The organism is Eubacterium sp. LMAG:50, assembly GCF_008680265.1.
Classification (GTDB): domain Bacteria; phylum Bacillota; class Clostridia; order Lachnospirales; family Lachnospiraceae; genus Eubacterium_U; species Eubacterium_U album.
This window is the reverse complement of record NZ_NALP01000007.1, coordinates 1031341-1049562: the sequence shown is the minus strand read 5'-3', so window position 1 is coordinate 1049562 and position 18222 is coordinate 1031341. Positions and strand designations below refer to the sequence as shown.

Below are 18222 nucleotides of genomic sequence, written 5' to 3'. Positions count from 1 at the left end.
ATTTCTTTATCTCTACAAATTTTTATCTATATATTTAAAATAAGGTTTCTTATTAACCTCTGTACTATGTTCCAAATACCATTTAACACTATCTCTCAATCCGTCTTCTAATGATATGGTTTCTGGGTATATTTTGTTTTGACATGATACATTCTTTTGCAAAGTCTATAGCCTCTTTTACACTAATTCTACAACTTACATTTTATTCAAATCAATCCAAAATCTTTGTTCCATAACACCATCAACTACAACTTCGTTTTCTAGTATTCCTCCATTGTTTTCAATACTTTTAGCCGAGCCAATATTTCCTTTATCACAAACCATCAGAACTTTATTTATTCCTAGCTTTCTACACTCGTCCAAAGCCAACGATATCATTTTTGTTGCAATCCCTTTTCTTCTCTCTGATGGACGAACACCATCTCCTATGTGTCCACCATTTAATAACAACTTTTCGTTTAAATAATGCCTAATATTTACAGCACCTACAACAATGTTTCGTTCTTCATCTAAGCAAAAAAATGTTGAATCAGGAACTAAGCCATCACTTGTATCTTTTACCTCCAGATTGTTACAATAGTAATCAAAATCGCTGTAATCTAAACGACCAATTACATAGGGTATAATTTCTTCGCCAGTATTATTCCACTCATCCAACATATCTACGATTTGATTACGATACTTGTTTGTTGCTTTTATTAACTTAAGTTTCACAATAATACCTCCGGCACTAATCCTTTGTTATTAGAATTTATATATCTCCTCTATAATGCACCAATTCCGCTTTGTATATCAAATTTATTTTCTCACATTATATCATCTTCATCTTCTAAATTCCATTTTTCATCTTGGTATTCCCCCTATTTTGATTATTAAATTAATTATTTCTTTACCAATCTTCTCATTATAGATTTTCCTATTTGTAATGTAGCAAATCGTATGGATAGTATTTCATATCTTTTAATTCATAATCATCTAATTTAAGTATTTTAGCTATAGCCCCTGCTTCAAAGCTCCACTATCCATAATAACAGTTAGTGCTTAAGTTGTGCGTATTATGCCAAAAGGCTTGTATATGTTCTCTATACCAGAATCTTTTGACATATTCTTTGAGTTTTTCCACCTTGTCTTCACTGTTTATATTAGTTTCATATTATCCAGATTTCTTCTAAAAAATGAAGCCGGATTAAACTGTACTTCCTACAATCCATCCAGCTTCTTATATATGAATCTCAATTTTTTCCCCCTATTTATTAGAGTCAGATATATTTTACCAAAAAAATGCTTCAAAACATTTTTTTGCGTAACTTGTATCATTTTTTGCGTAACTTGTCATTTTTTGCCAGGGGGAAGACAAATTTTTGTGTTTTTATATATTATGTGATGTCGAATTTTGTCGAATATAAAATAGTTTTGGCTATACATTTAGCAATAATGCTGTAGCTTCAACCTCTTTTTCTTTAAACTCAAGTTCAAATTCTCCCTGATATTTTTCTACTATACGCTTTATACTTTTCAAACCAATTCCGTGGTATTCTTTATCTTTCTTAGTTGTTTGTAATTCATTATTTTTATTTCCATCATAAGAATTTTTTACTTTTATTATTATAAATTTCTTCTGTGGTTTTATTACAATACTTACGTTTCCATTTTCGACTTTTTCAGCAGCTTCAATTGCATTATCTAGGAGATTTCCAATTATATTTGTAAAATCAATTTCATCAACAATACATTTATCAGGAATGTTTCCATCTGCATAAAAATTAATTCCCTTATGCTCTGCCGAGTTTTTCTTTGTTGCTAAAACAGCATCAATAACTTTATTTCCTGTCATTGCGTAATGTGTCTTTATTCCTAGTTGTTGTATTTCATTATTTAAATATTTTTTTATCTCCGCTGTACTTTCCTCTTCAACAAGCTGTGCCAATGTAATAATATTATTTTTATAATTATGAATACTTTCTCTCCACAAATCAAATGCTCTCTCTGTGTCTTCAAGTGATTTGCTAAGCATTCTATTTTGCATTTCAACTAATTCTATGTTTTTCTGTTTTTCATAACTGTCGGCCAGTTTAAGTATGAAATACAAAAGAAGCACTCCCAATATCATATCTGCCACAAAAAATATAGTGCTTATTAATGCAACATTTGAATCCTGCTGTTTTAATCCTAAATATATAATTGAAAAATTTGATGCGAAAATAAAGAATGCAACACATCCTATAATTGCTGCATATTTTCCTGAAATAATCCTTCTTTTGCTAACAATTTTATCAATAATCATTATTACCAGAACTAAAAGTACTTTGCTAATTACCATACATACATATCTTGTAGGACTTTTATCTTCAATAGAAGATTGATTTGTCAGGAATAAGGTTACATATACAACTACAAACTCTACTGCTGTTATGATTACACCATATAAAAATACCAATAATATGGCGAACTTCTGTTTTTGTCTGTATATAACCCATTGAATGATAATATACATAATCATAAAAGAAAATGATAAAATAAATGAAACCGTCTTTATGGTATTTAAACCTGTTATTATCGCTGCCCCTATCAAAGAATACAAAAATATTTTCTTTCTGTATTCATCATTTTTTTCGCCTATAAATATTCCACAAAATATACAACACATTAATGTGTCAATAAAACTCCCCAAATACTCTACTACCCAATAAAAAGCTATCATACTTTCTCTCTCCAATACTTTAATAATGTCTTTTTAACATCACTCATCCTCGTTCTGCTAACCGGCAGTTTTTCGTTATTATCCAGTGTGATTTCAACTTTAGAAAACTCACTTACATATTTAATATTTACTGCACATCCACTATAGATTTGAATGAAGTTATTATCATCCAGTTCCTCTAAAAAATTTTTTAAACTTTTTCCAATATACATTACTCTTCCATCATACATGCATATTTTTAATTTTCTTTTATCCACTTCTATATGCATTATTTCAGAGTTTTTTATTTTTTTATTTCCTTCATCTGTTTTAATTATTGTATATTTATCATCTTTATCCTTTAAAAGTTCAAAAACATCTTCTAATACCTGAGGCAGTTCCTCATCTAACCGTGTCTTTCTAATATATCTAAATGGTTGATATTGTATGGCATCAAACACCATCTCATCATGTGCCGATACAAATATTAGAGTAATGTTTAATTTTCTTTTTCTAATTTCATTCGCAATCTGTAACCCTGATATATGAGGCATATCGATGTCTAACAGTATAACATCTATGCTTTCTTTTTCTTCACAGATTTCATTTAGCAAAATATTACCATCCGTATAAATAAATATCTCAGTATTGTATTTCATATTCTTTGATATTTTTATGATTTTTGTCTTCATATTATCAATAAATATTTTATTGTCATCGCATATTGCAATATTAATATTCATTATATTTACCTTCTCCGTTAATCTTTATCTTTATTTGTATTTTTCATTATATCATAATTCGTAGCTTTGCTGCTTCCGTGTCTATCATTATCGCAATTTGCCGTTCGCTGTAAAGCTACAAGTAGCTTTTCGCTCTCCCCGCTCATTATATCACATATTCTAATCGATTTTGTTTCAATTTTCTTTCTAAAGGTGTTGAAATTCTTTATCAAATGGTTTATTCTAAATTTAGATTCCATACGACTGGCGGATAAGTGAGAGCACTCACAGGGAGTATGGAGATGTATCGAAGCCGACCGCCTGGGCAACCATTTAGGTTTCCCAGGTGGTTTTTTTATACCCATTTGGCAGGATTTGCGTATGCTATGTCTTATAAGGCACCTTGCTTACCTTTCTATATTTGGAAACCAAAGAAAAAATTTTTTATAAAGGAGAAACACTATGCAGATGTTATCACTTGAAAATGAATTAAAAGAAAATGCGTACCCTGGAAGAGGAATCGTAATCGGTAAAACTCCTAATGGCAAATACGCAGTAACAGCTTATTTCATCATGGGAAGAAGCGAAAACAGCAGAAACAGAGTTTTTGTCGAAGATGGCGAAGGAATCCGTACTCAGGCATTTGACCCTTCTAAATTAGTAGACCCAAGTCTTATTATCTATGCTCCTGTTCGTGTTCTTGGTAACAAAACTATCGTTACAAATGGTGACCAGACAGATACTGTTTACGAATTAATGGATAAAGGTCAGACTTTTGAACAGTCATTAAGAACAAGAGAATTTGAACCTGACGGTCCTAACTATACTCCTAGAATTTCAGGAATTATGCAGGTTGAAGACGGTTCTTATAACTATGCAATGTCTATTTTAAAGAGCAACAACGGTAACCCTGATGCATGCAACAGATACACATTTACATATGAAAATCCGGTAAATGGTGAAGGTCATTTTATTCACACATATATGCATGATGGAAATCCACTTCCGAGTTTTGAAGGCGAACCTAAACTCGTTGCAATTAAAGATGATATGAACGAATTTACAGATATGCTTTGGAACAGTTTAAATAAAGATAACAAAGTTTCTTTATTTGTAAGATATATCGATATTGAAACAGGAAAATACGAAACTAAGATTATTAACAAGAATAAATAATTTAAAGATTGGAGATTTATAATGAAAGAATTAGAATTAAAATATGGTTGTAATCCAAATCAGAAACCATCAAGAATATTTATGAATGAAGGTGAACTTCCTATCGAAGTTCTTAACGGAAAACCGGGATACATCAATTTCCTTGATGCTTTCAATGGTTGGCAGTTAGTTAGAGAATTAAAGAAAGCTACAGGACTTCCTGCTGCTACTTCTTTTAAGCATGTATCACCTGCCGGAGCTGCTGTTGGTCTTCCTTTAAGTGAAATCGAATCAAAGATTTACTGGGTTGATGATTTAGGAGAATTATCACCACTTGCCAGCGCTTATGCAAGAGCCAGAGGTGCTGATAGAATGTCTTCATATGGTGACTTCATTGCTCTTTCTGATGTTTGTGATGTTTCTACAGCAGCAATCATTAAGAGAGAATTCTCAGATGGAATTATCGCTCCGGGTTATGAACCTGAAGCTTTAGAAATGTTAAAAGGAAAGAAAAAAGGAAGTTACGCGATTATTCAGATTGACCCTGATTATGAACCTGCTCCAATTGAACATAAAGAAGTATTTGGTGTTACATTTGAACAGGGACGTAACGACTTAAATATTGATGAACATTTCTTTGACAATATTGTTACTGAAAACAAAGACCTTCCTGAAAAAGCTAAAATTGACATGGCAATTGCTATGATTACATTAAAATATACTCAGTCTAACTCAGTATGTTTCGTTAAAAACGGTCAGGCAATAGGTGTAGGTGCAGGACAGCAGTCAAGAATTCACTGTGTAAGATTAGCCGGACAGAAGGCTGATAACTGGTTACTTCGTCAGGCACCACAGGTACTTAACCTTCCATTTATTGAAGGTATGAAACGTGCTAACAGAGATAATGCAATCGACCTTTACATTGGTGAAGATTATATGGATGTTCTTGCAGATGGTAAATGGGAAAGTATCTTCACAGAAAAACCACCTGTATTTACAAAAGAAGAAAAACAGGCATGGTTAGCTCAGGCTTCAGATATTACACTTGGTTCTGATGCATTCTTCCCATTCGATGACAATATCGAAAGAGCTGCTAAGAGCGGTGTTAAATATGTTGCACAGCCTGGTGGTTCAATTCGTGATCAGGATGTCATCGATGCTTGTAACAGACATAATATGGTAATGAGCTTTACAGGAATCCGTTTATTCCATCACTAAAATTATTATTTCTGTAATGAAATTTAACTACGGATTGCTATTATTTAATTATTAAATTTTGTAATTTGAATAAATCATTTCAACTAAATAAATATATAAAAGCAAAGAAATCCGGCAGCACCAAACCGTCTGCCGGATTTCTTTGTTTAATAAAAAATATAAAGATAAGATGACCTGTCCACTTTTTATTTTTTATCATTAGTAGATAACGCTTTAATAACTTTGTCATAATCCACTGAAACCACCTCAAGAAGTTCATTTACCTTCTCCATTCTTCTTTTCTTTAGAGAATCGACTAATGGAATAATATGATTATACAATTGGTTTAAACTTAAGTTACCTGTAATCCCCTTCAATGCATTCGCTGCCTGAAAAGCCTGTTCTGCGTCTCCTTTGCTAATTGCTTCACACATTATGTCGTAGTTTACATCCTTTGGGAATGTAAACAAAAATCTTTCATACAAATCCTCCTTGTCATTAAATCTTCTTATTCCATCGTTAACATCAATTCCCGCTTGTGTTAACAACTCTTTATTCATTTTTCCTCCTTTAGAATAAGATGTTCAATATACTTTGCTTTTTACGAATAAAGCTAGACTGTTGTACAAAAAAAGTCTTGGGCACAGCACACCAAGACTAATAAAGTGCAACTGGCTGCCATTTTAAAGGCCCTATAGCTTTGCGTCACAGGTTTTCACCTGCTTTGCTAAATATATTTACTATATTTATAGTATATCGCTTTTTTTGATATATACAATGCGATTTACAATTTGTTTACAGTTTTCGTGAATTTGTCTATACAAATTCACGTTTACTATAAAAATTTCTTTAAATATGAAATACCTTTTTCAATCTTTCATCTTCATATAATACCTTCTTTGCCAAATCTCTATATTCTTTTTCATGTAAATAAGTATGTCTGTGAGGCTTTATTGAAGGTGCCATATCTATTGCCTTTTCATAGTCTTTGATATCCAAGTCTAATTTCTCAACAAAATTCCAAAATCCCGTATCGGTAAATATTGTATTTACTCTCTTATATCTGTGATTCTGAACAACGCTCATTAGATAAGTTGCAATGCCAACCTGGACTCCGTGTAATTGTGGTACAGGAAGCATTTTATCAAGAGCATGTGAAATCAAATGTTCACTTCCACTTGTAGGTGCACTTCCTCCTGCAATTTCATTTGCGATTCCACTCATTGCAAGCGAGTCTAACAACTCTTTTAAGAACAAATCATCTTTAATACTTTCAAACGGTGTTCTTACAAAACTATTTACAGCCTTTTTTGCAATCATCATTGCAAAATCATTTAACTCTGTATAACCTTTTTGATCTTCATACACCCAGTCATAAAGTGCCGTAATTTTTGATACCATATCTCCAATTCCTGAATAAATAAATTTTTCAGGAGCACTTTTTATTATCTGTGTGTCGGCAACAATTCCATATGCCATTCTTGCCGGAACCGATGTACGTCTTCCATTAACAAGAAGTGATGCACTGGCACTTGAAAAGCCATCACTGGATGCTGAAGTAGGCACGCTTATAAATGGTAATTTTCTAAGATATGCGGCATATTTTGCACCGTCAATAACTTTACCACCACCAATACCTACTACAACCTGTGCTTTAGAATCAATATCAAATGCAATCCCTATCAATTCTTCTATTTTAATTGAATCCATTTCTCTGTAGCCAAGCACATTGACTCCTGCATCTTTAAGTGACTTCATTACTGTTTCACCAAACATGTCTATTAAATCATTTCCAAAATATATTACGGCATTAGACATTCCACTCGATTTAATATAAGTACCAAGATTTTCTAATGTTCCTTTTCCGACTTTCAAAATTGTAGGTATTGCTATATGACTACCACCCATTATTGTGACTCCTTTGATTAACTTAATATTATTTATGCCGGGAACATTAATCTAAAACCTATCCAATATATAATGATTTCAAATATTTCCCGGCATAATAAATTTTATATTTTCTATAAATTATTCTTTGACCAATCCATCAGGCTCTTTGAAAAATTAATTGTTGCTGTTGATGTCCAATGGCATCCGTCACCGCCATCACATGATGATTTCAAATATCCTTTTCCATCATCAAACAAACCTGTGTAATCATAATAATATACATTATCTGTTGCTGCTGCCAAATCTGAGTACGCTTTATTAAATTTCAAACGCTGTGATTTCTTTGGCACATTTGCAGTACTTCTTTTGCCCGTTGGTGCTATTGGAAGAAGGACTATCTGTACATTTTTATTTTTCTTTTTAAGTTTATTTATCATCGTTTTAAAATTGTTGATTGTAGGAGTTGTATTGTCAGTACCTGATTCATTCATTCCTATTAAAAAATATACTCTGTCAGGATTATATGATGCAACTTTTTCTATACCTGTAGCACTTTTTCCATTAACTTTAAATTTCTTTGAATTTATAAATCCTGAACTACTTACACCTACACTACTTATAAAATGTGTTCCCTTTGGATACTGATTCTTTGCCCAAAGTTCAATTCCTTCAACATAGCATTCTCCTGCAACTACAATACTTAAATCTTTAGTTGCAGCCTTTACATATTTAGCCTTTGAAAGACTGCTTTCTCCCATGCTTCCGGCAACTGTTCTTACAGCCTGCACTTTATAGTAGTATTTTTGACCGCCTACTGTATTTGTATCCACGTAATTTCTGGCAGTTGTTGATGTAAGAAGGCTATAAGTTCCACCCTTTGTTGTAGCTCTGTATACTTTGTAACTATTCGCTTTTTTTACACGATTCCATTTAATCTTAACTTGTTTTTCAGTTTTATTCTTTACTTTAACTGTCGGAGCATTTAAAATTATGCTCTGATTTTTTTCGTGATTTTTTACAGTTTCAGCCTTAACATTTTTTACACATGAATATTTTTGAATTTCATTGTCAAATGAACTCATTTCACACATTCCTGCCAAAATAAGTGCTATTGTGCATGCCCATGTAAAAGTAATAAATTTTTTCATAATTATAATCCACCTTTCTGATAAAATAGCAATGTCTAAAAATCCATACTAAGTCTTGTTTCAACATTAGGTCTTACATATGTGTTTGCAACATGCTGATGTTTTGGATGTGTCTGATATGCCTTCAATGCATCCTCATTTTCAAATTCACTATCCATCATTATATCAGCAGATGAAGATGGCAAATATTCTATTCGGATGTTCATTTTTAACAATCCGTCAATCTGTCCTTCTAATGCTTCTAAATTTTCCTTTATATCTTTCTTCGCCTGTACCTTTTCTTCTTCTGTTAATGTTTCCTTTAACTTCCATAAAATAATATGCTTTACCATTTCATGCCTCCTAAAATTTATTCTTTCCACACCATTGTAACCGACCTAAATAGTTTTTTCAATTGTTGTAGACATTCATATTTTCATTATGGTACTATAACTTTTGAAAACGATAAATTTATTATTAAGAATTAATTAAAATTTAAGGTCAATATCATTACATTTTTAATCTGACAAAATTTAGCAAAATTGCATTTGTCGTCGCTGGTTCAAATCGACATATATGTAGTTTGAATGAAACCATCGTTTAAAATTCAAACTACATGTTGAAGATTTAGAACTGTTGCGAGTGACAAGTTGCACAAGCGTAATTCTGTTAATTTTGTCAGATTGAAATATAAATGAAATTATACTTATTTACGGAAAGGATATTTTAATATGGCAGCAGAAACAAAATTTACCGGAACTGATACTTATGTAGCATCTGACGACTTATTAGCAGCAGTTGAGGTTGCAACAAAGCTTCAAAAGCCTTTGTTAGTTAAGGGAGAACCGGGAACAGGTAAAACTATGCTTGCTGAGGCAGTTGCTAAAGCTCTTGACAAAGAATTATTAATTTGGAACATAAAATCTACAACTAAAGCTCAGGACGGTTTATATATTTACGATACGATTCAAAGATTATACGACAGCCAGTTTGGTGTAGATGGTGTGGATGATATCAGCAGATATATCAAACTTGGGAAACTTGGAGAAGCATTCAAAAAAGATGAACAGGTTATTTTATTAATTGACGAAATAGATAAGGCTGATTTGGAGTTTCCTAACGATCTTCTTTGGGAACTTGATAAAATGGAATTTTATATTAATGAAACTAAAGAAACTGTTAAGGCAAAAATCCGTCCTATAGTTATCATTACTTCAAATGCTGAAAAGGAACTTCCTGACGCATTTTTACGTCGTTGTATTTTCCACTATATTTCATTTCCAAATGCAGATTTAATGAGACAGATTGTTAATGCTCATTTTGAAAATTTAGAAGAACATTTGCTTGAGCAGGCAATGAAAACATTTTACTGGATTAGAAGTATTAGAGATGTTAGAAAGAAACCTAGCACATCTGAATTTATAGATTGGATTAGAGCTCTTATGATTGGTGGCGTTGACCCTGATTCTATTGAGAAAACACTTCCATATCTTGGTGTTTTAATTAAGAAGGATGAAGATTTAGAAACAATAAAACAGATGAGCTTATAGGAGGAAATTTATGTTTACTGACTTTTTCTATGTATTGAAAAATCACGGATTAAACATTTCTACCACCGAATGGCTTATGCTTATGGACGCACTTGATAAAGATTTGGCCCATTCAAATTTTACTGATTTTTATTATCTTTGCCGTACAATTTTAGTTAAAAGCGAAGGTGATTATGACAAATTTGATATTGCCTTTCAGGAATATTTTAATGATATAAAAGATAATTCTTTTGATATGAGTAAAATTGATGCATGGCTGCACAATGATGTTGAAACGGGCAAGAAAACTGACCCAAGCAAATATATAGACAAGCGTACCGAGCGTGAAGCCAAGGAAGTTCATCGTAAATTTGAGGAACGACTTGGTGAACAGAAAACTGAGCATCACGGTGGAACTTACTGGATTGGTATGGGCGGTGGCTCTGAATTTGGTAAAAGAGGTCACGTAGCTGGTGGTATTCAGTTAGGAAATGAAGCCGGAATGAAAACTGCTTTCACTGTTATGGGCGAAAGACGTTATAAAGATTTCAGACGTGATACAAAACTTACAATGCGACAGTTTCAGGTTGCTTTCCGTGAACTTCGCCAATATTCAAGAAAACTTGATTTGCCAAAAACTGAACTTGATATCGACGGAACAATTAATTCAACCTGTAATCAGGGTGGTTATTTAAAATTAGAATTTCAACAACCAAGAAAAAATACTGTAAAGCTTATGCTTTTATTTGACAGTGGTGGTTCGATGTATCCTTATAGTTCTTTGTGTAACGAGCTTTTTCAGGCTGTGCATAAAGCTAATCATTTTAAGGATGTAAAAACTTTTTACTTCCACAATTGTATTTATGCTAAATTATATAAAACACCTGAATGCGCAAGTGGTGACTGGATAGATACTACATGGGCATTTAGAAATTATGATAAGGATTATAAAGTAATTATTGTTGGCGATGCAGGTATGGCACCTGAAGAATTCAAAGATAAAAACGGTAATTACAGTGGTCCAAACGGTGGACTTTCAGGTAAGGAATGGATTGAACTTTTTAAGAAAAAATATCCACACAGCATTTGGTTAAATCCTTCATATCACTATGGAGATTTGAACAATATGTACTGGATGGAATCTGAAAGAGTAATTCGCGAAAACATCGACATGTTTCCTTTAACTGTTGATGGACTTAAGCGTGGAATAAAAACACTTATGTATGATAAGAAGAAATAAAGGCTCGTGGAGCTGGTGACCGGTCTTTGATTTATATGTCGGACTTGATTTACGGATAATATTAAATCAATCAATTTTCATCCGTAATATATTTTAGTAATTTAATTATTTTGAATTCTACAATTAAATTATGTAAACCAAATTACGGATAATTTTTCAATTTGAAATATTATCCGTAATTTTATTTTTACTTTAAATTTATACTGAACCTATGGGCGTGGGCACATACACTTCATCTGTTAATTCTGCATTTTTATCTGCTGTCCCTGTATTAAAGGATATCTCACAAGGCTTTCTCCTTTAAGATTTTCCTTATGCATATCAACTGCAGTAATCTGATTATTTTCATAAGTAGTGTAATAGTAAATTCCCTTTGTCGCATTGCAGCATGAAGTATAAATTGTTATTTCGTATTTACCCTCATCTACTTCACAACATCCTCTTTGTTGTTCAACTGAACCTAAAATATGAAAGAACTGACTAACACTCTCATTTTCCGTTTCCCCTGATTTGGAATTCATTTTTGTAAACGCTACTCTTACAAATCTTGACCCTGAAGACAAATCTCCCGGCATTCCAATTGCACCCATTCCTCTGCTATATGAATTAAGTTGCAAATTATCTGAGAAACTGTTAGTCGGTTGTTTTGATGATAAATGCATGTAATTGTTAAGTTGAAACATCTGCTGTTCAAATGGTGGATTATTAGTCAATACCCCTACCGGATTGTCATATACATGTAATCCCGATTCAGTTGATTCAACTGTTATTGCTTCATTTGCATCTGCTATAATCCAGTGAAGACTTGCCGCCGGCAATTGCTCGCTAAACTGAGTTCCTACTAAATTCATTTCACTTAATACTTTTCGTGCCTCTTTTACTGATTCACATTGTCTAAGTATCCATGGTATAAATTCGTATTGTGCTACATTTTTAGTGTCAGATTTTACTTCACTGTACACAGCATTTCCTACGAAATTGAGTCCTGCCATTCCTAATCCTTTTTCATTTATCGCATCATAATATAAAGGATAATCATTTACAACAAATGCCATTCCAATAATTGCATAATTATTTTTTGCCTCAATTCCATGTCTGAATTTCAATTTATAGTTTCTTGGTGTAATCGTAACTTCCTCATTATAAGAAAATTCGTAATCAAGTGTTCTGCCAAAATAAAAATCTTTTGTCTTATATGTTGCTGCTGTACACATATAATTTCCTCCATTTTCTACTTATAATATTTAATTTGTAAAATAGGTAAGTTTAATTTTAGGATGTTCCACTGCTTGGAGCCAGTAATGGTTCAAAAATTATTACACTTCAATATAATATGGACATATGTCTTCATATTTCCCATTTTTCAATCTGAATCCATTAGGTATTATACCCAATTGTTTAAATCCAACACGTTCGTATAAATGTCTTGCATGTACATTTGTTGCCACTACAGCATTAAACTGAAGCACTTTATAGCCATTATCGTAAGCTTTTAAAATGCAGTCTTTTACTAGTTTTTCTCCAATATGCAATCCTCTGCTTTTTGATGATACTGTGTAACTTGCGTTACAGATATGTCCGCATCTTCCTACATTATTTGGATGCAGAATGTATAAGCCTAAAATTTTTTTTCATCATTCAATTCTTCCATTCATAAAAAACCCCTACATATCTGCCAATATGTAGGGTGATTCTGCCATCATTAATTATTATTTTTATGCTCATCCCAATTTGTAAAACCTATATCGATTTTATCATACTTTATTGCTCAGTTCCAGTATTTTTCTCCCTATTGCAACACCTGAACCGAAAACGCTGTTGTCTGTGGTGGAATGCTTGCCGTCTGGAAATTTGCATGATTTATTCTAACTAATTGTCCCGGTCTTAAGTTTCGTAATCTGATTCTGTTTCCTTCTCTGTCTGTTATAACTGTATTATTATTTACGATAAATCTCGTTTGTGAATTAATATCATTTCTATTTCCCGTATAAAAAGAGCTGTTCTCCAAATCTATAGATGCAATTCTGTCTATTGTTACTGAGCTAACCGATTGCTGACTTCTTCCCTGTACAATAATTAAAAATGCATTTGCCTGTGGTGGAATACTTCTTGTCATAGCACCTGAAAAAATTGCATTAATCCACATACCTTCCTGTATGCAACAAGTACATAAATTTTGTCCTCTAAAGTTAATAATTTTTGTATTTCTATTTATATTTAATCTGACCTGCTGCCTATTGTTTCTTCCCATTGATTTATCATTATATGAAACTACAATGTAGCCTCCCGCAGTATTAAAACATACCGATTCTTCAACAAACCCATTATCTATTCTCATTATATTTCCTAATTGAAACATAAGTCCATTTACATTACTATCCACCATAAACCTCATATTATATTTCTGATAATATTTATTATATGTTTAATTAAGATAAAAGTGTTGAAATGAGATTTACTGCACATAACAAAAAATGTAGATATTGGTTACCATTCATACTAAGACCTGAATTACACCATATTGGGCAATGAATACAAAAAAGAGACGCTGAACTAATCTTTTTAGCTCAACGTCCCTTTTTTATTAAGTAAAATTATTTAATTGTAACTTTCTTCTTTGCTGAGTATGGACTGTAAATCTTCTTGCCATTGTTTTCAAAGTAACTTCTTACTCTTACATAATATGTTTTCTTTGCTTTTAATTTCTTAATTTTGATTGATGTCTTCTTTGTTGTCTTAACCTTTGCAGCTTTCATGTTCTTCTTTAATGAATACTGAACTTCATATTTTTTTGCTCTGCTTGATTTCTTAAACTTTACAACCATAGCTTTCTTCTTAGGTGTTACTTTTGTAACTTTAACCTGTGAAGGTGACATAATATCAGCTACAACAGAGAAATCTTTTACTTCGATTGTACCACTCATGTTGTTTTCATCTTCATATTCTCTTAATAATGCACCGAATGCAAATTTAACACCTACTGTAGGATTTTTAACTCCACTCTGGTATTCTGACTTAAGTGATGGAATCATAAATGATGCTGTTACTGTAACCCATCCGTCATCTGCTGTATTCTTGCTATCAAGTGCGATAAATGATGAGAAATCTTTGTTGATGTTAGCATCGCCTGTTGTAAGAACACTTGCGCCACCAATTGTTGCTGTTAAATTTGTTAAATCTAATGCAGCACCATCTTTATCATTATTATCAAATACTTTGAAGTGAACATGTTTAACATAGTTATATTTTCCTGTTCCTTCATTATAAGCTGTACCATCAGCTCTTTCTACTGTCTTTGTAAGTTCATTTGATAATGTACTCTTAATCTTGAATGAAAGATTGTAATATCTTCCTCTTTCAACGTTCATAATCTGAGTTGCTGTAACTCCCCATGGATTAGACTGTGTAACTTTTCCTGTGAATGGATTCCAGTTAGCACTCCATCCTGTACTTACAACATTCATTGTAAATGATGAAGCTGTCTTAGCTGTTAAAGATGCATTTTCACCATAACTCTTGTAAGCATTAGCTGTGTTCATGTAACTCTGACCATCTTTAATTAACTTGTCTTCCCATTCACCATTGTCTTCTCTTGTATGAAGAGAATATGATGTCCATTCATTCTGTGATACGTTAGTTCCCTGTGCAACTGCTGCTGATGTAACTCCTGCTGCACCAATAATCATTGTTGCTGACATAGCTACTGCAGTAATCTGTTTAAATAACTTTCTCATTTTTCTTCTCCTTTTCAATTTGTTACTCTAATCATATATCGAAAACGTTTTTATTTCAATAAAAGAATGCAATTTTGTTGTTAAAATTTTCTTAATTTTATCTGAAAAATATTATTTGATTGTTAAATTTGAATAAATAACCTATTTACACAATTCTTCTTAATTCGACCTTTCGATTTAACACTCCTTTTTTCCAAATCATCAAATATACTTTAAATTCTATTGAGTCTTTTACCTCAACAAAAGGTTCTTCAGTAATGACGGATGCCTCAATTCCATCTTTACTTAACTCTTCCTTTAACTGTTCTGCTTTCTTTATATATTTTTCTAATTTTTCATTTTCTTTTCCAAAATTTCTCACAGGATAATTTTCCGACGCTTTCACAAATATATTTACCAAATAATCAACCAATTCTTTGTGAGAATTTCTATGTAACATAGAAGCTATAATTTTTGCGACACATTTTTCAGGATGATTTTTATAAAATTTCAGCATCCTTTGCATTTTTCTGTCTCTAGTCAATTCTGCCATATCATACATTACCTGAATTGCTTCATTTGACGGAGTCCATGGATCGTCTTTTGGAACAATATATTTTTGTGGCACTGACGGATAGCAGCAATAATTTAAAGGTGGAAAATCCGACAAATGTGCTAATTTTAATTCTTGATTATTGCAATACTCTTCTCCTAAATATTCCCTTTTGTCCCGCACTATTGCAATCTTATATTCAATATTTCTTAAATATTCGTATCCTTTCACCCAAAAATGTCCGATTTTTCCGTAGTTGTATAAATGATTTTCCATGTACATTTTTTGAAAAAATATTGAAAATACTGATTCATTCTGATGTACTACCATAACATATTCTTTTTCATTTCCGGTTAGTGAAGCTGTAACACTACCTTCAAATTTACTATCATATGTGCCTGTTAGTCTTGCATTGTCAAATACAATAAAGCTTTCTACTGCATCATTCATTATGTATATCAGTCTGATTTTTCCATTCTCAGGCTTGTCTGATACAAGTTCAAATTGACCTGATTCTAGCAGTCTTTCTAAATTATATAAAGCCTCAAGTTCTTCCTGTTCATATTCTGTATTTTCATTTGTAACATCTATGCTTTGATTTTCCATTGTTTTTCTCCAAATTTATTATTAATCTCTTTTTATGATTATCATTCTTACGAATTTTTATAAAATAAAACTAGTTTAATTTATCTTTATAATAACTTTTTATATACGATACCTGTGCGTAGCACGGACCAATCCATAGGCATCAAAGTTGGTAGCTTTTGCCCGGACATCTTATATACTTATTTATTATACAGTATTGTCTGTACAATTTTTATATCTTTTATGTAATATCTTAATATAAAATTAATGGTTTATTATTTATCATAAATGCATAAAGCAACTTAAATATATGTTTTATATTTTCACACCATGTTATAAAATATATATACAATTTATTTTTTCTAATTATACAAATGAAAGGACTTAAGTGATTTTTATGAGAAGAAAAGACCGTGAAATAACAGATTTTAATGAAATAATCGAAATAATCCGCAAGTGTGACTGTTGCAGACTTGCCTTTAATGATAAGGATTTTCCTTATATTGTACCTCTTAATTTTGGATTACATGTTGATGGCGATAAAGTCGAACTATATTTCCATTGTGCTAAGGAAGGAACTAAATTGGATTTAATCAGACAAGATAACAGAGCCACATTTGAAATGGATTGTGGTCACAGATTTATAATGTATGAAGAAAGAATGTCTTGTACTATGGGATATGAAAGTGTCATTGGCCACGGAACCATTGAATTTGTACCGGATGAAGATAAATTTGATGCATTAAAAATTCTTATGGCTCAGTATCACGAAGAAGATTTCAAATTTAATACAGATATGATGAAAGTTACTACTGTCTTTAAACTTGTTGTTTCTGATATGACAGGTAAAAGAAGAAATAACGTTCACTAAAATATAAAATATTATGATGGGCAGGATTATGGAAGTGCACAGCACGGAACAATCCACAGGCATCAAAGTTGAGAGACTTTTGCCCCGACATCATATCAAATAACAACGATTAACTAAAAAAGAAATCCATATGTTAACAGGTATCACTCTAAAATTGCACTCCTTGTTAGTAATTAAAATCTGATACCATGCTACATTGGATTTCTTTTTTATGTTTTAAATATTTTTATTTCTTTTCTTTTTTCTCTTCCTCTCGGGCAAGTTCAGCAGAACTTGTAATTCCTAATTTATTTTCCAGAGCCATATCGTCTGCCTCCTACTTTTCATTTTTCATTAATTCCACATACTCTTTTGCATTTTCTTTATTTGCTTTTATTTCCTCTTCTGTAAGATTTCGTATTATTTTTGCAGGATTTCCAAAAGCCATTGAATTATCAGGGATTACCATCTTACCAGTTACCAATGACCCTGCTCCTATTATACAATTTTTCCCAACTTTCGCACCATTTAACAAAATACTTCCCATTCCTATTACGGTATTATCTCCTACTGTGCAGCCATGAACAATTGCATTATGTCCAATTGTAACCCCATTTCCTATTGTAAGTGCAAATCCGTTTCCTGTATGTAAAGTACAATTGTCCTGCACGTTTGTATTATCTCCAATTGTAATTCCTTCCATATCTCCACGAACCACTGCATTGTACCAAATTCCTACGTTTTCGCCTATGTTTACATTTCCAATAACTTGTGCTCCCGGTGCTAAAAATATATCTTTATCACTATCAATTTTCATTTTTATTTCCTCTTTTCTATGAATTTAATAATAACATAAAACATTAAGGAATACAAAAACCCCTGTATAAATAGTCAATATTTTCTGACTATTTATACAGGGATTTCTTCTTTATTAGTAGAATAATTAACGTATTTTTTCTAAGTTTGATGAACCAGAGTATG

The 18222-nt window shown here is 32.0% G+C and carries 18 protein-coding genes, 2 pseudogenes and 2 riboswitches; of the genes and pseudogenes, 5 read left to right on the top strand and 15 right to left on the bottom strand.

Annotated features, from left to right (window positions below):
- Nucleotides 1-195: 195 nt before the first annotated feature.
- The 5 genes and pseudogenes from CCC31_RS09910 to CCC31_RS09890 all read right to left on the bottom strand — a co-directional run bounded on the left by CCC31_RS09910 (nt 196) and on the right by CCC31_RS09890 (nt 3569).
- Nucleotides 196-714, bottom strand: coding sequence for a GNAT family N-acetyltransferase (locus CCC31_RS09910; RefSeq protein WP_118565203.1), 519 nt, complete (start codon nt 712-714; stop codon nt 196-198).
- Between the two features lie 202 nt (nt 715-916).
- Nucleotides 917-1141, bottom strand: a pseudogene (locus tag CCC31_RS09905) (PoNe immunity protein domain-containing protein).
- Between the two features lie 276 nt (nt 1142-1417).
- Nucleotides 1418-2701, bottom strand: coding sequence for a sensor histidine kinase (locus CCC31_RS09900; protein WP_022088549.1), 1284 nt, complete (start codon nt 2699-2701; stop codon nt 1418-1420).
- Nucleotides 2698-3423 (bottom strand): LytTR family DNA-binding domain-containing protein, encoded by a 726-nt coding sequence (locus tag CCC31_RS09895; RefSeq protein WP_290851278.1) that lies wholly within the window; start codon nt 3421-3423, stop codon nt 2698-2700. Before CCC31_RS09895 ends, CCC31_RS09900 begins: the two co-directional genes overlap by 4 nt.
- A gap of 17 nt (nt 3424-3440) precedes the next feature.
- A complete protein-coding gene (locus CCC31_RS09890) occupies nt 3441-3569 on the bottom strand; it encodes a hypothetical protein (protein WP_279218234.1) in 129 nt (42 codons plus the stop codon).
- An 83-nt stretch (nt 3570-3652) separates the two neighbouring features.
- A riboswitch (ZMP/ZTP riboswitch) is annotated at nt 3653-3736 on the top strand.
- Nucleotides 3737-3864: 128 nt separating this feature from the next.
- Between CCC31_RS09890 and CCC31_RS09885 the strand changes: the two genes are divergently transcribed.
- On the top strand, nt 3865-4578 hold the full coding sequence (locus tag CCC31_RS09885) for an IMP cyclohydrolase (RefSeq protein ID WP_290851274.1): 714 nt from the start codon (nt 3865-3867) through the stop codon (nt 4576-4578).
- Nucleotides 4579-4599: 21 nt separating this feature from the next.
- Nucleotides 4600-5775, top strand: a complete 1176-nt coding sequence (locus tag CCC31_RS09880) for a phosphoribosylaminoimidazolecarboxamide formyltransferase (RefSeq protein ID WP_118565198.1) — start codon at nt 4600-4602, stop codon at nt 5773-5775.
- 185 nt (nt 5776-5960) lie between these two features.
- Here CCC31_RS09880 and CCC31_RS09875 read toward each other — a convergent pair whose 3' ends face one another.
- The 4 genes from CCC31_RS09875 to CCC31_RS09860 all read right to left on the bottom strand — a co-directional run bounded on the left by CCC31_RS09875 (nt 5961) and on the right by CCC31_RS09860 (nt 9124).
- A complete protein-coding gene (locus tag CCC31_RS09875) occupies nt 5961-6314 on the bottom strand; it encodes a hypothetical protein (protein ID WP_022088545.1) in 354 nt (117 codons plus the stop codon).
- A 103-nt stretch (nt 6315-6417) separates the two neighbouring features.
- A riboswitch (cyclic di-GMP riboswitch) is annotated at nt 6418-6493 on the bottom strand.
- A gap of 110 nt (nt 6494-6603) precedes the next feature.
- A complete protein-coding gene (locus CCC31_RS09870; RefSeq protein ID WP_022088544.1) occupies nt 6604-7662 on the bottom strand; it encodes an iron-containing alcohol dehydrogenase family protein in 1059 nt (352 codons plus the stop codon).
- A 113-nt stretch (nt 7663-7775) separates the two neighbouring features.
- Entirely contained in the window at nt 7776-8792 is a 1017-nt protein-coding gene (locus tag CCC31_RS09865) for a GDSL-type esterase/lipase family protein (protein ID WP_290851271.1), read from the bottom strand.
- A gap of 35 nt (nt 8793-8827) precedes the next feature.
- Complete coding sequence (locus CCC31_RS09860; protein ID WP_022088542.1) at nt 8828-9124, bottom strand: Dabb family protein; 297 nt, start codon at nt 9122-9124, stop codon at nt 8828-8830.
- 378 nt (nt 9125-9502) lie between these two features.
- On the opposite strand from CCC31_RS09860, the gene CCC31_RS09855 reads away from it, so the two are divergent.
- Together CCC31_RS09855 and CCC31_RS09850 are read left to right on the top strand one after the other, a co-directional pair.
- The gene (locus CCC31_RS09855; protein ID WP_260978482.1) at nt 9503-10321 is read left to right on the top strand and encodes a MoxR family ATPase; all 819 of its coding nucleotides are present in this window, start codon (nt 9503-9505) and stop codon (nt 10319-10321) included.
- A 10-nt stretch (nt 10322-10331) separates the two neighbouring features.
- Nucleotides 10332-11540, top strand: coding sequence for a VWA domain-containing protein (locus tag CCC31_RS09850; RefSeq protein WP_022088540.1), 1209 nt, complete (start codon nt 10332-10334; stop codon nt 11538-11540).
- A 239-nt stretch (nt 11541-11779) separates the two neighbouring features.
- On the opposite strand, the gene bsh is transcribed toward CCC31_RS09850, so the two are convergent.
- From bsh to CCC31_RS09825, 5 genes and pseudogenes are all read right to left on the bottom strand, one after another.
- Entirely contained in the window at nt 11780-12754 is a 975-nt protein-coding gene (gene bsh / locus CCC31_RS09845) for a choloylglycine hydrolase (protein ID WP_290851266.1), read from the bottom strand.
- A gap of 102 nt (nt 12755-12856) precedes the next feature.
- A pseudogene (locus tag CCC31_RS09840) lies at nt 12857-13168 on the bottom strand (GNAT family N-acetyltransferase); the annotation flags it as partial.
- A 161-nt stretch (nt 13169-13329) separates the two neighbouring features.
- On the bottom strand, nt 13330-13926 hold the full coding sequence (locus CCC31_RS09835) for a hypothetical protein (RefSeq protein ID WP_363348287.1): 597 nt from the start codon (nt 13924-13926) through the stop codon (nt 13330-13332).
- Nucleotides 13927-14134: 208 nt separating this feature from the next.
- Nucleotides 14135-15274 (bottom strand): fibronectin type III domain-containing protein, encoded by a 1140-nt coding sequence (locus CCC31_RS09830; protein ID WP_290851264.1) that lies wholly within the window; start codon nt 15272-15274, stop codon nt 14135-14137.
- 145 nt (nt 15275-15419) lie between these two features.
- Nucleotides 15420-16412, bottom strand: a complete 993-nt coding sequence (locus tag CCC31_RS09825) for a DUF3878 family protein (protein ID WP_290851262.1) — start codon at nt 16410-16412, stop codon at nt 15420-15422.
- Between the two features lie 376 nt (nt 16413-16788).
- On the opposite strand from CCC31_RS09825, the gene CCC31_RS09820 reads away from it, so the two are divergent.
- Complete coding sequence (locus CCC31_RS09820; protein WP_117909949.1) at nt 16789-17262, top strand: pyridoxamine 5'-phosphate oxidase family protein; 474 nt, start codon at nt 16789-16791, stop codon at nt 17260-17262.
- A gap of 316 nt (nt 17263-17578) precedes the next feature.
- Here the strand turns inward: CCC31_RS09820 and CCC31_RS09815 are convergent, their stop codons facing one another.
- Nucleotides 17579-18058, bottom strand: a complete 480-nt coding sequence (locus CCC31_RS09815; RefSeq protein WP_290851259.1) for a gamma carbonic anhydrase family protein — start codon at nt 18056-18058, stop codon at nt 17579-17581.
- Nucleotides 18059-18222 lie beyond the last annotated feature (164 nt).